This is a genomic window from Kordia sp. E, from assembly GCF_056033805.1.
The window spans coordinates 713,306-728,416 of record NZ_JBRASR010000002.1 but is presented as its reverse complement, the minus strand read 5'-3'; the positions used below and the strand labels follow the sequence as shown (position 1 = coordinate 728,416).

The 15,111-nt window shown below is 33.6% G+C and carries 14 protein-coding genes; 13 read left to right on the top strand and 1 reads right to left on the bottom strand.

Annotated features, from left to right (window positions below; genetic code table 11):
- Window positions 1-7 precede the first annotated feature (7 nt).
- From ACUUYC_RS06235 to ACUUYC_RS06175, 13 genes are all read left to right on the top strand, one after another.
- Window positions 8-682, top strand: coding sequence for a hypothetical protein (locus tag ACUUYC_RS06235; RefSeq protein WP_474264681.1), 675 nt, complete (start codon window positions 8-10; stop codon window positions 680-682).
- Between the two features lie 70 nt (window positions 683-752).
- The gene (locus ACUUYC_RS06230) at window positions 753-1,706 is read left to right on the top strand and encodes a hypothetical protein (protein WP_474264679.1); all 954 of its coding nucleotides are present in this window, start codon (window positions 753-755) and stop codon (window positions 1,704-1,706) included.
- A 204-nt stretch (window positions 1,707-1,910) separates the two neighbouring features.
- The gene (locus tag ACUUYC_RS06225) at window positions 1,911-2,249 is read left to right on the top strand and encodes a hypothetical protein (protein WP_474264677.1); all 339 of its coding nucleotides are present in this window, start codon (window positions 1,911-1,913) and stop codon (window positions 2,247-2,249) included.
- 12 nt (window positions 2,250-2,261) lie between these two features.
- The gene (locus ACUUYC_RS06220) at window positions 2,262-2,627 is read left to right on the top strand and encodes a hypothetical protein (RefSeq protein ID WP_474264675.1); all 366 of its coding nucleotides are present in this window, start codon (window positions 2,262-2,264) and stop codon (window positions 2,625-2,627) included.
- 155 nt (window positions 2,628-2,782) lie between these two features.
- Entirely contained in the window at window positions 2,783-3,463 is a 681-nt protein-coding gene (locus ACUUYC_RS06215; RefSeq protein ID WP_474264673.1) for a hypothetical protein, read from the top strand.
- A 79-nt stretch (window positions 3,464-3,542) separates the two neighbouring features.
- Entirely contained in the window at window positions 3,543-3,926 is a 384-nt protein-coding gene (locus ACUUYC_RS06210) for a hypothetical protein (RefSeq protein ID WP_474264671.1), read from the top strand.
- An 848-nt stretch (window positions 3,927-4,774) separates the two neighbouring features.
- Complete coding sequence (locus ACUUYC_RS06205) at window positions 4,775-5,668, top strand: branched-chain amino acid transaminase (protein ID WP_474264669.1); 894 nt, start codon at window positions 4,775-4,777, stop codon at window positions 5,666-5,668.
- Window positions 5,665-7,344, top strand: coding sequence for a dihydroxy-acid dehydratase (gene ilvD / locus ACUUYC_RS06200; protein ID WP_474264667.1), 1,680 nt, complete (start codon window positions 5,665-5,667; stop codon window positions 7,342-7,344). The genes ACUUYC_RS06205 and ilvD overlap by 4 nt, the downstream gene beginning before the upstream one ends.
- A gap of 85 nt (window positions 7,345-7,429) precedes the next feature.
- Complete coding sequence (ilvB, locus tag ACUUYC_RS06195; protein ID WP_474264665.1) at window positions 7,430-9,163, top strand: biosynthetic-type acetolactate synthase large subunit; 1,734 nt, start codon at window positions 7,430-7,432, stop codon at window positions 9,161-9,163.
- A gap of 184 nt (window positions 9,164-9,347) precedes the next feature.
- On the top strand, window positions 9,348-9,878 hold the full coding sequence (gene ilvN, locus ACUUYC_RS06190) for an acetolactate synthase small subunit (protein WP_474264663.1): 531 nt from the start codon (window positions 9,348-9,350) through the stop codon (window positions 9,876-9,878).
- An 11-nt stretch (window positions 9,879-9,889) separates the two neighbouring features.
- The gene (gene ilvC, locus ACUUYC_RS06185; RefSeq protein ID WP_474264661.1) at window positions 9,890-11,392 is read left to right on the top strand and encodes a ketol-acid reductoisomerase; all 1,503 of its coding nucleotides are present in this window, start codon (window positions 9,890-9,892) and stop codon (window positions 11,390-11,392) included.
- 193 nt (window positions 11,393-11,585) lie between these two features.
- Window positions 11,586-12,851, top strand: a complete 1,266-nt coding sequence (gene ilvA, locus ACUUYC_RS06180; protein WP_474264659.1) for a threonine ammonia-lyase IlvA — start codon at window positions 11,586-11,588, stop codon at window positions 12,849-12,851.
- A gap of 12 nt (window positions 12,852-12,863) precedes the next feature.
- A complete protein-coding gene (locus ACUUYC_RS06175; protein WP_474264657.1) occupies window positions 12,864-14,441 on the top strand; it encodes an NADP-dependent glyceraldehyde-3-phosphate dehydrogenase in 1,578 nt (525 codons plus the stop codon).
- 84 nt (window positions 14,442-14,525) lie between these two features.
- Here ACUUYC_RS06175 and ACUUYC_RS06170 read toward each other — a convergent pair whose 3' ends face one another.
- Window positions 14,526-14,981, bottom strand: a complete 456-nt coding sequence (locus tag ACUUYC_RS06170; protein WP_474264655.1) for a hypothetical protein — start codon at window positions 14,979-14,981, stop codon at window positions 14,526-14,528.
- Between the last annotated feature and the right edge of the window lie 130 nt (window positions 14,982-15,111).

Here is a 15,111-nt window from a genome sequence, read left to right as displayed (position 1 = left end):
GAGAAAAATGAAATTCATACACTTTATAGATGCGGATTCTAAGGAAATGGTTTTGAGAGATGGACTTTCTCTTAAGCCGAATCATAGAAACATAAATCAAGAAAGTTCTGGGATTTTTTGTTATCCATTAATGAAAATACCTTTTAAAACTCCTGTCATTGAAAACGATTATGAGGATATTAATGACTTTCTAGATTTTAAAAAAGAAGAAGAATTATTAAATACATCTTTATCTATTGAAGAATCTTGGGAAGTGATTGGTGCTTCAAGAGTTACCCGTAGAAACCCGAAAGTTAAAAAAGTATCAGCAGTTATTTTTGAACTTAACGAAAATCATTGGCCTTTAACTGTTTTTATTAATATCAGGCATAGTATTGGGAATGAATTTGCTCAATTATTAGAAAGTATTCAAAATGAAGGGATTGTGTTTAAAGGATATGAAAACAACCTATTAAAATTGGTGAAAAATATTGAATCTGAAAGATATGTACTTGCTAGTGCTCCTTTCTCAGTTAATACTGAAAATGACCTTTTAAATTTGATTGACAAACTCATCTTAGCTGGTGGAGGACTTTGGAAAGAAGATTCTTTTGAATGTATGTTAACTGAAAATATTTTTGGAGACAATATCGAAAAAGTAATAGAATTGGAAAATAAGTACTATAACTCTATAACAGAATAAAAAAACACATAACAATATGTAAAAATGCATTAAAACGCATTTTACATTTAACGTTACCACCTATTAGAGAATGACGAAACTTAAACAGAAATATGGACTTTTAATTATCGGGATTGTACTCGGCATTGCATACGGACTTGTGACAAGGTTGGTATTCGGACAAAAGGCAACTTTGGCTTCTGTGACATACTTGTTTAGTATTCCGACCATTTTGGGAATTATTCCCTTAATGTTTGCCGACAATGATAAGCTCAAATCATACAGAAATATAATTTTTATTCCTTGGCTGACAATTGTGACTTTCTTTCTGACAATGTTCTTATTTGGTATTGAAGACTTCATTTGTTTGTTAGTTCTTGCAGCACCATTTTTTATTTTAGGAACAGTTGGAGCATTGATTTATAGGATATTTCAGATTAACAGACAAAAAAGTAAAGGAAAACTTCTGACCTTGGTTTTGTTACCTTTTCTATTTGCTCCAATCGAAGAATACATAAAAAGCCCTTCTGACACTTTTAATGTGAAAAGTGAAGTTATCATTGATGCAACTCCTGAAACAATTTGGAGTAACATTGTTGAAGTTCAGACAATAGACCCGAAAGAATATAATTCAGGGTTTTTCAATTCAATTGGTATCCCTCGACCAATAAGTGCAACTGTAGACAAAAAAGACCTTGGAGGACAAAGAACAGGGAATTTTGAAGGTGGTTTAAAATTTATCGAGACAATCACGAAATATGAAGAGAACAAGATAGTTTCTTTCGACATAAAAATTGACCCTGAAACGGTTCGACAAAAAGTATTTGACCAACACGTTTTGAATGGTAACTATTTCAACTTTGTTGACGCAACATACGAACTGACTGAATTAAAAAGCGGAAAAGTAGAACTAACGCTTTCTTCAAGCTATCAGCTGACTTCAACAATCAATTTTTATGGTAAATTTTGGGGTGACATAATACTATCTGACTTCCAAGACAGACTATTAAATGTGATTGAGAATAGATGTGAAATAAAAAAATAACAGGTGGTAACAATGTATATAAAAAATAGGCGAAATAGTAATAAATTCAAGGCTTATGTCTTGTTTCAAAAATCGTGCTTAACCGAAAGTTTTGCACTTCGAAATCGCCTACTTTTCATATACTAACCGTTGTGTGTAATTTGAGGAATGAGACAAACGATAACCAAAAATGATAAAAATTTAAGGATTCTGAATAAGTTAATTATGAACGGATTCTATAATGGATATATCGGAACTGAAAAGTTTGAATTAATGCGGAATCGCTTCCCGAATAATCACAGACTAATCGGAATTGCAAATGACACAGGGAATTACGATTTGAAATTTGACTTTAAGTCACCAATGAATATTTTAGCGAAAGTTTTACTCGGACTTGGAATTCTGATTTCAATAATTTCACTGATTAGAGGAAATTGGATTTTGCCGATTGTGTTTGTTGTTTTTGGACTGATTATGTTTGCGGATTTTAAGCTAAAAGAGAAAAAAGAAATCAATCTTTTTACAGACAAATTATTGGAATTCCATAAAACTGAATATGACTAAAATAAAGAACTAATGTTTTTAAGATTTGTAGTTGGTACAGATTCTCAATCACCAAGAGAATTAACAGGATTATTCACAGAAGTAGAATATTTAAGAAAAGAAGGGCTTTTGTTAGATTATCAAGAAAATATGGTGAATGATATATTCGGATATTTTAACAAGAACCTTCCTTGCCCACCTTATTCAGAGACAAATTGGTCAATTAATGCTATATCTTGGTTCAAAGATTCGGCTTCTGTATTTATTAATAAGATGTGGGATTTAAAAGCAATTTTAGAACAAAATGACATTAGCGTAAGAATACTGAAAATTGAAAAACCTGGAATGATATTATATGAAGATGTATTCCAAGTAGTAGCGCAAGATAGAGTTCATTAATAAAAAAACTACACACAACAACATGTATAATTAATTGCTTTGGCAAGTGCTTATTTGGAAAATTCCTTCGGAATTTTCTCGCGTTCGTTTTTGTTTACTAAATTAGTTGCTTAAACACGCAACTAATCATACACAACAACGTTGTGCCTAATTTGATGAAATACTTATTAATAATCATATTACTTTATTCAAACTTACTGATTTCACAGAATGAAATAGAAGTGGAATACTACTTTGAAAATCAATGTGAATCGCCCATAAGTAAAGACAGTATTTCATTTGAATTACAGAACTTAAAAACAATGGAATCTTATTATTCTGATAACTTAAAGGTTAAGATTCCAAATAGTGGAAAGTATGAGTTGTTTGTTACAATTAACAATGGAAAAACAGAAAAGAGTTTCGAGGAAATAATTGTATTTACAAACTCTTCTACTGTAAATGACACTATAAATATTCCGAGGATATTGTATGTGTCTGAAAAATTAAATGATGACTTTGAATATAAAAATGAAACTGAACCAAAATATTACAATTGCCAAAACGTTTGCGAGAATTATGAAGTAGATTACTTCAAAAATGTAAAAATTAGATTTGAAGGAGAATTTAAAAACGGAAAACCTATTTGGAATTCTGAATTTCAAAGAGATGGTTCATATATAAAATTCTTCTATGACAATTTAGACAGATGGACAAAATGGGAATATTATGACGAGAATGGAAATCTGACTAAATATTTTATTAATACTTATAAGAGAAAAAAGCGAATACGAAAAACGTACAACTCTAAAGGCAAACTAATTGAGAAGAAAGAATTTAAAACAATAAAAAACTAGGCACAACAAAACCTATACGCAATGCCCTACGGGACACTGCGCATAGCCAAACCGTTGTAAACAATTGTGGAAACCCAAAATGACGAAAAAAGAAATCAACAATATTCTGAAAACTGAATCTGGAATTATCCTATTGGAAAAGGAATCTGAACATTCTTTTTTTGAAGCGATTTTAAGTAATTGGGTTTCTATTCTTTCTGCCATATTTTTTTTAACAAGAAAAAAATTGGATACTCTAATTTTGACTGAAAAAAGAATAACTCTAATCGTGCGGAATAAAGTATATATTGAACGGGTTTTTATCGGAATTGAATCTCTGAATTACAATGGAATTAAATCCACTCTCGAAGTAACTGACCAAAATCAACAATTTTCATTTCCTTTAAATAAATTGAGAGTTAGTTATGAAGAGTCAAAGCTGATAAAACAAAAGCTGACTAAATTTATGAATCGGAAAAAATAACGGAATAATAAAACTGTTTTACAACAAAGAACTGAGGTAAAAAACAAATAAATTCTAATTATTTTTCACCAAAGCACTTCTAAAGTTAGTATCGTATGCGATTCTGTTTTTAACTATCAAAAAAAGCGCTTTACAAGCTTTATTATATTTGCACGCAACAAATCATACACACAAACAAAAACCATCTTTCTCAAACAAAAATTAGGAATCCAAAAAAACTTTTTCAATCTTTGGTATAACAAATGAACAAACAAATTATAAATATCATTTCTATCAATGTCATTGTGATTCGCTCACAACGATAAGGAATGCTATAAATAATTTCACTATAAAATTTACAAAGCCTTCCTTAATCGGGAAGGCTTTTTTATTTAGTGAAATTCTCGAAAAACGTCAATTCGAGTGTTTTTTGTCACATTGAGCGCAGTCGAAATAGACAAAAAATATATTGAGAATAGTCTTTCGAATAATGAAAAATGAGTTCGTATTTTGAGAAGATAAAATCAAAAATTAGCTTACGTGATTCTGAATCAAGTTCAGAATGACGTTTTAAAAACAAAACAATGAACAAAATAAATAACAGCATTATCGTCATCGTCATTATAATTATGAACTCCTCCTGAGTTGATACGATTTGCTATATAAAAAATATAAGCCTGTATCAACCGAGATACAGGCTTTTTTTATGAAAAAAAACAGCTGTTGAGTATTGTATTTGGTGTCAATTAAATACTTGATAATCAAATAATTAAAATAAAATATTAACAATTGGTTTTAGGGAAATAACTAAAAACGAATTCAAAAAAGAAACACAATAAATTAATTTCGAACTATTAACAATTATGAGCATGTATTACACAGACGAAAGTATCATCTATCACAATGGTACTTACATACATCCAGAAAAAGCAACTGGAGACTTATACAGTCAGGCATTACACTACGGTAATGGTGTTTTTGAAGGCATAAGAGCATACAAAACTAAATTTGGAGCAAAAGTCTTTAAAGCAGAAGAACATTACAAACGCTTACAATATGGCGCTGAGGTCATGGGAATTCCATGTAACTATTCCATTGAAGAATTCGTTGACATCACATACAAGCTATTAGAAAAAAACAACTTGCAAGACGCTTACATTCGACCAATTTTGACAACTGGAGCGAACATGAGTTTACAAACCGCTGAAGAATCGTTTCTAACGATTCAATGTTGGGAATGGGGAAAATATATGGGAGATAAATTACTAAAAGTAAAAACATCTCGTTTTGAACGCCCAAATCCAAAATCATGTTTTGTAGAAGCAAAAGTAACAGGTCATTACATAAACTCTATTTTATCAACAAATGAAGCTAAAAATGCAGGATATGATGAAGCTTTATTATTAGACATGAATGGAAATGTAGCAGAATGTTCTGGCGCAAATATATTCATGGAAAAAGATGGAAAACTCTACACGCCAAAACGCGGACATATCATGGCAGGAATTACACGTTCAACCATTATAGAAATATGTAAAGAAGAAGGTTTCTCAATAGAAGAAAAAGAATTCACATTACAAGAATTAAAACAAGCAGACAGCGCATTCTTTACAGGAACTGCCGCTGAAGTTGTTGGTTTACAATCATTAGATGCATATAAATTTCCACTTTCGTGGGAATCATCTCTTGGTTACAAACTAATGAAACTATACAAGCAAGAAGTGCTTTGTGAACGCACAAAAAATTTATCAAAAGCAGGATGAACAATTTAAATAAATACAGCAAAACAGTCACACAAGATCCTACACAACCTGCAGCACAAGCTATGTTGCATGCTATTGGATTGACAAAAGAAGACTTTTTTAAACCAATCATTGGAATTGCAAGTACAGGTTACGAAGGAAATCCGTGTAACATGCACCTAAATGATTTAGCAAAACTGGCAAAACAAGGAACAAAAAATGAAGACGTTATTGGACTTATATTCAATACGATTGGTGTAAGTGACGGAATCTCCATGGGAACACCTGGAATGCGTTACTCGTTGCCTTCACGAGATATCATTGCCGATTCTATGGAAACGGTTGTGCAAGCCATGAGTTATGATGGGTTAATAACGGTTGTTGGTTGTGACAAAAATATGCCTGGTGCATTAATGGCAATGATTCGTTTAAATCGCCCAAGTATTTTAGTGTATGGCGGAACAATTGATTCTGGTTGTCACAATGGAAAAAAACTCGATGTGGTTTCTGCGTTTGAAGCTTGGGGAAGCAAAGTTGCTGGAACCATGGGCGAAACAGAATACCAAAACATTGTTGAAAAAGCATGTCCTGGAGCTGGCGCTTGTGGCGGAATGTACACTGCAAACACAATGGCTTCTGCAATAGAAGCGTTGGGAATGACACTGCCATTCAACTCATCAAATCCTGCGTTGAGTGATGCAAAACAACAAGAATCAATTGCAGCTGGTGAAGCAATGCGTGTTTTACTTGAAAAAGACATCAAACCATCAGACATTATCACGCGAAAATCATTAGAAAATGCAGTTCGTTTGGTAACGATTCTTGGTGGATCAACAAATGCGGTACTACACTTCTTGGCAATTGCGAGAGCTGCACAAATCGATTTCACACTCAAAGACTTTCAAGAAATAAGTGACACAACTCCATTCCTAGCAGACTTAAAACCAAGTGGAAAATACTTAATGGAAGATGTACATGCTGTTGGCGGAATTCCTGCAGTATTAAAATATCTACTAAAAAAAGGATTAATTCATGGCGATTGTATGACTGTAACAGGAAAAACGATTGCTGAAAACTTATTAGATGTTGACGATCTAACAGCTGGTCAAGATGTAATAAAACCAATTGAAAACCCAATCAAAATATCTGGACACTTACGTATGCTATACGGAAACTTAGCAAGTGACGGAAGTGTGGCAAAAATCACAGGAAAAGAAGGACTAACATTCTCAGGAAAAGCAAAAGTATTCGAAGGTGAATACGAAGCAAATGACGGAATCCGTGATGGAAAAGTAGAAAAAGGCGATGTAGTCGTCATTCGCTATGAAGGACCAAAAGGCGGTCCAGGAATGCCAGAAATGCTAAAACCAACTGCTGCAATTATGGGCGCAGGTTTAGGAAAAGATGTCGCATTAATCACAGATGGACGTTTTTCTGGAGGAACACATGGTTTTGTCGTCGGACACATTACACCAGAAGCACAAGAAGGCGGAACACTTGCCTTAGTAAAAGATGGAGATATCATTACAATTGATGCTGAAACGAACTCAATTCAATTAGAAGTATTTGAAGAAGAACTACAAGAACGTAGAAAACAATGGAAAGCACCAGAACTCAAATTTGAACGTGGTGTATTATACAAATATGCAAAAACAGTTTCATCCGCATCCAAAGGTTGCGTTACTGACGAGTTCTAGTTAGAACTCTTTTGTCATTCCTGCGCAGGCAGGAATCCAAACATCGATATACAGAAAGTGAATCGGCAAAAAAAACAATAACATTATGGAAACAAAAACCATACAAAAGACTCAAAATACAGTTCAAACAACAACGCGTATCTCTGGAAGCGAAGCAATTGTACGTTGCTTACTTGCAGAAGGCGTAGATATACTTTACGGATATCCAGGTGGTGCAATTATGCCTGTATATGACGAATTATACAAATATCAAGATCAAATTCATCATGTATTGACACGTCATGAACAAGGCGCGACACATTCAGCACAAGGATATGCAAGAATCTCTGGGAAAGTTGGTGTTGCTATTGCAACATCAGGTCCAGGCGCAACGAATTTAGTTACAGGAATAGCAGATGCGCAAATCGATTCTACACCAATGGTTTGTATTACGGGACAAGTAGCTTCACACTTATTGGGAAGTGATGCTTTTCAAGAAACTGACATTGTTGGAATCTCTACGCCAGTAACCAAATGGAATCATCAAATTACAAAAGCTTCTGAAATACCAGAAGTCATGGCGAAAGCATTTTACATTGCTAAAAGTGGTCGTCCAGGTCCAGTTTTGATTGATATAACGAAAGATGCGCAATTTGAAGAATTTGATTTTTCATATGAAAAATGTACAGGCGTTCGTAGTTACAAAGCAGTGCCTGAAACGGATAAAAATTCTTTAAAAGCTGCGGCTGAACTAATTAATACTGCCAAAAAACCATTCGTAGTTTGGGGACAAGGTATCATTTTAGGTGAAGCTGAAGCTGAATTTAAAGCCTTTATTGAAAAAGCAGGAATTCCTTCTGCATGGACAATTTTAGGTGCTTCTGCAATTCCTACGGAACATCCGTTAAATGTTGGAATGGTTGGAATGCACGGAAACTATGCGCCAAATGTATTAACGAATGAATGCGATCTGTTGATTGCTATCGGAATGCGTTTTGACGATCGAGTAACAGGAAACTTAGCAACATATGCTAAACAAGCGAAAGTGATTCACTTTGAAATTGACCCTGCAGAAATTGATAAAAATGTAAAAACAGATGTAGCCGTTCTTGGTGATGCAAAAGCAAGTTTAGAAGCAATTTTACCATTAATCAACAAAAACTCACATTCAGAATGGCATCAGAAATTCAAAGATTTATATGCTATTGAATATGAAAAAGTCATCAAACATGATTTGCATCCAACGAAAGAAGGATTGACAATGGGAGAAGTATTACATCAAATAAACATAGAAAGTAAAGGTGAAGCAGCAATTGTTTCTGATGTTGGTCAACACCAAATGATTGCTTGTCGTTATGCAAAATTCAATCAAACAAAAAGTAACATTACTTCTGGTGGATTAGGAACAATGGGATTTGGATTGCCAGCTGCAATTGGTGCAAAAATGGCAGCGCCAGAACGTGAAGTTGTTTCAATTTCTGGTGATGGTGGTTACCAAATGACAATTCAAGAATTAGGAACCATATTTCAACAAAAAGCAGCCGTGAAAATTGTGGTACTCAACAATGATTTTCTGGGAATGGTACGTCAATGGCAACAACTATTTTTTGACAAAAGATATGCATCTACCGAGATGACAAATCCAGATTTTGTAGCGATTGCAAAAGGATATTATATAAATGCACGACGTGTAACCAAACGAGAAGAATTAGCGGAAGCTGTTGCCGAAATGATGGCGAGCAAAGAAGCATATTTCTTGGAAGTTTGTGTAGAAAAAGAAGATAACGTATTTCCAATGATTCCAACAGGAGCATCGGTTTCTGATATAAGATTGAGTTAGTATAATTTAAAAATAAAAGGAAAGCATCTAGAAAAAGAATACTATACAAGTTATTCTCGATACAATTTTTTCATTTAAAAAAATATGAAAAAATCACTCGAATTGACGTTTTGAAAAAAGAGGATTCTTAGTACTCAAAACAAGTCTATATTCTAGTATCTAGATTCTATAATCTTTTAAAAATATGGAACAAGAAAGCAAGCAATTTACGGTTTCGGTTTATACCGAAAATAACATCGGATTGTTGAATAGAATTTCAGCAATATTCCAACGAAGACACATCAATATTGAAAGCATGAACATCTCTGTTTCAGAAATTGAAGGTGTTTCTAGATTTACCATTGTGGTAATTATGACCGAAGAAAAAGTCAAAAAAATCATTGGTCAAATTGAAAAACAGGTTGAAGTCATCAAAGCGTATTATCACACAGAAGAAGAAATCATCTATCAAGAATCTTGCATTTTTAAAATGAAATCGGATTTATTGTTTGATGAACGTCAAATTCAAAATATTATCAAAGATAGCAATGCGCGAATTGTTACGGTAAACAAACAATTCTTCGTTATAGAAAAATCAGGACGAAAGGAAGAAATCGAGCTACTACACCGAGAATTAAACGTCTTTGGAATTATGCAATTTACACGTTCAGGACGTATTGCAGTTTCTAAAGAAGAAATGAAAATATCAAAAATGCTTAAAGCATTCAACAACTAAAAAAAGAAATCATGTCAAATTACTTTAATACACTATCGTTAAGAGAACAACTAGCACAATTAGCACAATGTAGATTTATGAATGCTTCAGAATTTGAAGATGGTGTAAGCACATTAAAAGGAAAGAAAATTGTAATTGTTGGTTGTGGAGCTCAAGGTTTGAATCAAGGATTAAATATGCGCGATTCAGGATTGGATATCTCGTACGCATTGCGTCAAGCTGCCATTGATGAAGAACGCAATTCATACCTAAATGCAACGTCACATGGTTTCAAAGTTGGAACCTATAATAACTTAATTCCAACGGCAGATTTAGTATTAAATCTTACACCAGACAAGCAGCATACAAACGTTGTAAAAGCTGTAATGCCTTTAATGAAAAAAGGAGCAACTTTAAGCTATTCGCATGGTTTCAATATTGTAGAAGAAGGTACACAAATTCGTGAAGATATTACCGTAATTATGGTGGCGCCAAAATGTCCAGGAACGGAAGTTCGTGAAGAATACAAACGTGGTTTTGGTGTACCAACGCTAATTGCAGTGCATCCAGAAAATGATCCAGAAAACAAAGGTTGGGCGCAAGCTAAAGCGTATGCTGTTGCAACTGGCGGACACAAAGCAGGTGTTTTGGAATCTTCTTTTATTGCGGAAGTGAAAAGTGATTTAATGGGCGAACAAACTATTTTGTGTGGTGTGTTACAAACAGGTTCTATTTTGGCTTTTGATAAAATGGTCGCTGACGGAATTGATGCAAACTATGCTGCTAAACTCATTCAATTAGGTTGGGAAACAATTACAGAAGCCTTGAAACATGGTGGAATTACCAATATGATGGATCGTTTGTCAAATCCTGCAAAATTGAAAGCTTTTGAACTTTCTGAAGAATTAAAAACGATCATGAAACCATTATTTGAGAAACACATGGACGATATTATTTCAGGACATTTCTCTAAAACTATGATGGAAGATTGGGCAAATGATGATAAAAACTTATTAAAATGGCGTGCAGCAACAGGCGAAACTGCTTTTGAAAAAACAGCATTAACGTCAGATCACATCTCAGAACAAGAATATTTTGATCATGGTGTGTTATTGGTTGCTTTTGTAAAATCGGGTGTTGAGTTAGCATTTGAAACGATGGTAAGTGCGGGAATCATTGAAGATTCTGCGTATTACGAATCGTTGCACGAATTGCCATTAATTGCAAATACAATTGCACGAAAAAAATTATTTGAAATGAATCGAGTAATTTCTGATACAGCAGAATACGGTTGTTACTTATTTGATCATGCTTGCAAACCGTTACTAGTAGATTTTATGAAAACCGTTTCTACGGAAGTGATAGGAAAATCATTTTCGAATTCAAATGGAGTTGACAATCTAGATTTAATTGCTGTGAATGATTCGATAAGAAATCATCCAATTGAAGCAGTTGGAAAACGACTTAGAGCAGCAATGACGGCAATGAAAACGATTAAAACGATTGTTAAAAATGAAAAACCAGTCACGGCATAAATCAAAAAAATATCAGTATCAAAGGACTTCTCGATACTAAATTCTTCCAGAATTTCACTCGAAGTGAGACTTTGATATTTAAAGATAAATAATAATAGTGCAAACGTCAATTCGAGTGGTTTTTATAAGATTGACAACGTCAAGAAGATAAAAATTGTATCGAGAATAGTTTTGAAAACTTAATTAAAACATTTTGCAAACAACCACAACTACATACGCTCCAACGTTAGCAGCAATTAAAACAGCTGCAAAAACACTCAAAGGCATTGCTTCAGTAACGCCTTTGAGTTATAATGATTACTATTCAAAACAGTGGAATTGTAATCTATACTTAAAACGAGAAGATTTGCAACAAGTACGTTCGTACAAAATTCGTGGTGCGTACAATAAAATTGCTTCGTTGACAGCCAGACAAATAGAAAATGAAATCGTTTGTGCAAGTGCTGGAAATCATGCGCAAGGTGTGGCTTTGTCCTGTAAATTATTACAAATAAAAGGCACAATATTTATGCCGACTCCAACGCCAAATCAAAAGATTGAACAAGTGAAAATGTTTGGCGAAGAATATGTTGAGGTTGTATTAATTGGTGATACTTTTGATGATGCATATCATGCTGCAATGAAAGAATCAGAACGTTTAAACAAAACGTTTATTCATCCATTTAATGATGAAAAAGTCATTGAAGGACAAGCTACCATTGGATTGGAAATTCTAAATCAATTTGAAAACCTGATAGACTATGTTTTTGTACCTGTTGGCGGCGGTGGATTATCGGCAGGATTATCTTCTGTCTTTAAAATGTTATCTCCTAACACAAAAATTATTGGTGTAGAACCAAAAGGGGCACCTTCTATGTCAACATCAATTCAAAAAGAGAGAAATACAACTTTAAAAAACATTGAAAACTTTGTTGATGGTGCAGCTGTAAAGCGCGTTGGAGATCTAAATTTTGCAATCTGTAAAGAAAATTTACACGATATGATTACGGTTGATGAAGGCAGTGTTTGTCAAACGATTCTAGATTTATACAACAGACAAGCAATTGTAGTTGAGCCTGCTGGAGCATTAAGTATAAGTGCATTATCGCAATATAAAGATGAAATTAAAGATAAAAATGTAGTGTGTGTTGTAAGTGGAAGTAATAATGATATTACACGAACTGCCGAAATCAAAGAACGTGCATTGTTACATGCAAATTTAAAGCATTATTTCATTATCAAATTTCCACAACGTGCTGGAGCTTTGCGCGAATTTGTAGCAGAGATTTTAGGTCCAACAGACGATATTACACATTTTGAATATACAAAAAAAACCAATCGTGAAAACGGTGCTGCAGTCGTAGGATTGCAATTAAAAAATGCTGATGAATTAGAAGCATTGATTACTAAAATGAAATTAAGGAACTTTTATGGCGACTACCTAAATGATAAACCCGATTTATTTCAATTTTTAGTTTAAATTAAACACATTATGAAAATTCCCGAACAGTATCAAATTAAAGAGACAATAACTCAAAATACATATTTAGTAGATGGTAAATTAAAAGAATGGAAAGGACAAACATCTGAAGTATATTCTACCATTTCTTCCACAGAAAACTATCAACCAACATTACTTGGAACCATTCCGACTTTAGGAGAAACAGAAGCGTTAGAAGCTTTGGATTCTGCCGTAGCTGCGTATAACAAAGGACAAGGTTTATGGCCAACAATGAAAGTTGTTGACAGAATTGCTTGCATGGAAAAATTTGTGACACAAATGAAAACCAAGCGTGCTGAAGTTGTAAAATTGTTAATGTGGGAAATAGGTAAAAACCTAGCAGATTCTGAAAAAGAATTCGATAGAACTGTAGATTATATCTATGATACTATTGAAGATTATACGCAAATGGACAGAGATTCTGCAAAGTTCGAAAAAAATGCAGGTGTCAATGCGCACATTCGTCGTGGACCGCTTGGAGTAATTCTATGTCTTGGACCTTATAATTATCCATTAAACGAAACATTTGCTTTGTTAATTCCTGCGTTAATCATGGGAAATACGGCAATTTTTAAACCTGCAAAGTTTGGTGTTTTACTATTATCACCATTACTAGAAGCATTTCAAAATAGTTTCCCAAAAGGTGTTGTAAATATTATCTACGGACGTGGAAGAACAATTGCTACACCAATTATGAAAGATGGACGCGTTGATGTGTTGGCTTTGATTGGAAACAGTAAATCTGCAAATGCATTACAAAGTGTACATCCAAAAAGTAATCGTTTGCGAATGGTATTAGGTTTGGAAGCTAAAAATCCAGCTATTGTATTGAAAGATGCCGATTTAGATTTGGCGATTAGCGAATGTATTGCTGGAACAACTTCTTTTAATGGTCAACGTTGTACGGCACTAAAAGTATTGTATGTTCATGAGGATATTGTTGATGAATTTAACAAGCGTTTTTCTGAAAAAGTAGATGGGTTACAATTTGGAAATCCTTGGGAAGATGGTGCAAAATTAACGCCTTTGCCTGAGCCAGATAAACCTGCATATATTCAAGAATTGATTGATGATGCCGCAGAAAAAGGAGCAAAAATCTTAAATGCAAAAGGTGGAGAAACTACTGATAATTATATTTTCCCAGCAGTTTTATATCCTGTGACCAAAAATATGCGTGTATATGAAGAAGAACAATTTGGACCAGTAATTCCGGTGATTCCGTTTTCAGATATTGAGGAACCTTTGGATGATATGGCAGCTTCAAATTATGGACAACAAGTGAGTTTGTTTGGAAAAGATATCAACACCTTAGCGCCGTTAATTGATACGTTGGTAAACTTGGTTTGTCGTGTAAACTTAAACAGTTCATGTCAACGTGGACCAGATGTATATCCGTTTACGGGACGAAAAGATTCTGCGGTAGCAACTTTAAGTGTTCATGATGCATTGCGTTCATTTTCAATTAGAACATTTGTTGCTTCAAAAGACAACGAGTATAACAATGAAATTTTAAACGAATTACTAAAAACTAGAGCTTCAAACTTCGTTAGTACAGATTATATTCTTTAAAGAATTTTTATAATGTAAAGTTTCCTTCAAATTAATAGTTTACGAAGGAAACTTTACATCTAACTACCAAGTAGTACTATAATTTTACTTATCTGTGATAGTTATTATCATCTGAAAATCTAAATAATTATTATCTCCTGTATCTTCTGCAAAAATTGTAATTACAGTTATGTTGTCACCTGCAGGTATTACATTAACTTTTAATTTATCTGGTTTTGCAGAAGCTTCTGAATCTGTTTTATGAGTAAAAGTTAAACTGGTTGTTTTAATTCCAGTGATCGAAGGGTTGGTGTTTTTAGTTATAGTTCCATGCTTGGTTGTGCTATTAATCAAATCATATGGATTAGAAACGACGTCCATATTTTCTCTCTGAGCAGACCACTCACCAAGAGATTTAGTGCTATCAACATCTTGCCATAAGCAATAATTTATCCATTGAGCGTTACCACTTGTTTTAGGCATTAAAACCATATTAGACGAATTTGATGGTAGAGTTATAGTACAAATCCCGTTTGAATGTGTTGCTGTTGCGTGTGCCATGATATATATATTTAAATTATCTCCTACTCTATTTTTTGTGGCTTTTCGGATGACGCCTTAATAAAGAAAAACAATTTTGTAGCTACTAAATCGAATATGCTTGTTTTCGCTTTCAGGTCAAAGATGATAA

Bases quoted from the DNA above. Each gene is read 5' to 3' on its own strand.
- ACUUYC_RS06175 (WP_474264657.1), top strand. From the start codon at position 12,864: ATGAAAATTCCCGAACAGTATCAAATTAAAGAGACAATAACTCAAAAT.
- ilvC (WP_474264661.1), top strand. From the start codon at position 9,890: ATGTCAAATTACTTTAATACACTATCGTTAAGAGAACAACTAGCACAA.
- ACUUYC_RS06225 (WP_474264677.1), top strand. From the start codon at position 1,911: ATGAACGGATTCTATAATGGATATATCGGAACTGAAAAGTTTGAATTA.
- ACUUYC_RS06170 (WP_474264655.1), bottom strand. From the start codon at position 14,981: ATGGCACACGCAACAGCAACACATTCAAACGGGATTTGTACTATAACT.
- ilvB (WP_474264665.1), top strand. From the start codon at position 7,430: ATGGAAACAAAAACCATACAAAAGACTCAAAATACAGTTCAAACAACA.
- ACUUYC_RS06230 (WP_474264679.1), top strand. From the start codon at position 753: ATGACGAAACTTAAACAGAAATATGGACTTTTAATTATCGGGATTGTA.
- ACUUYC_RS06235 (WP_474264681.1), top strand. From the start codon at position 8: ATGAAATTCATACACTTTATAGATGCGGATTCTAAGGAAATGGTTTTG.
- ilvN (WP_474264663.1), top strand. From the start codon at position 9,348: ATGGAACAAGAAAGCAAGCAATTTACGGTTTCGGTTTATACCGAAAAT.
- ACUUYC_RS06220 (WP_474264675.1), top strand. From the start codon at position 2,262: ATGTTTTTAAGATTTGTAGTTGGTACAGATTCTCAATCACCAAGAGAA.
- ACUUYC_RS06215 (WP_474264673.1), top strand. From the start codon at position 2,783: ATGAAATACTTATTAATAATCATATTACTTTATTCAAACTTACTGATT.
- ACUUYC_RS06205 (WP_474264669.1), top strand. From the start codon at position 4,775: ATGTATTACACAGACGAAAGTATCATCTATCACAATGGTACTTACATA.
- ACUUYC_RS06210 (WP_474264671.1), top strand. From the start codon at position 3,543: ATGACGAAAAAAGAAATCAACAATATTCTGAAAACTGAATCTGGAATT.
- ilvD (WP_474264667.1), top strand. From the start codon at position 5,665: ATGAACAATTTAAATAAATACAGCAAAACAGTCACACAAGATCCTACA.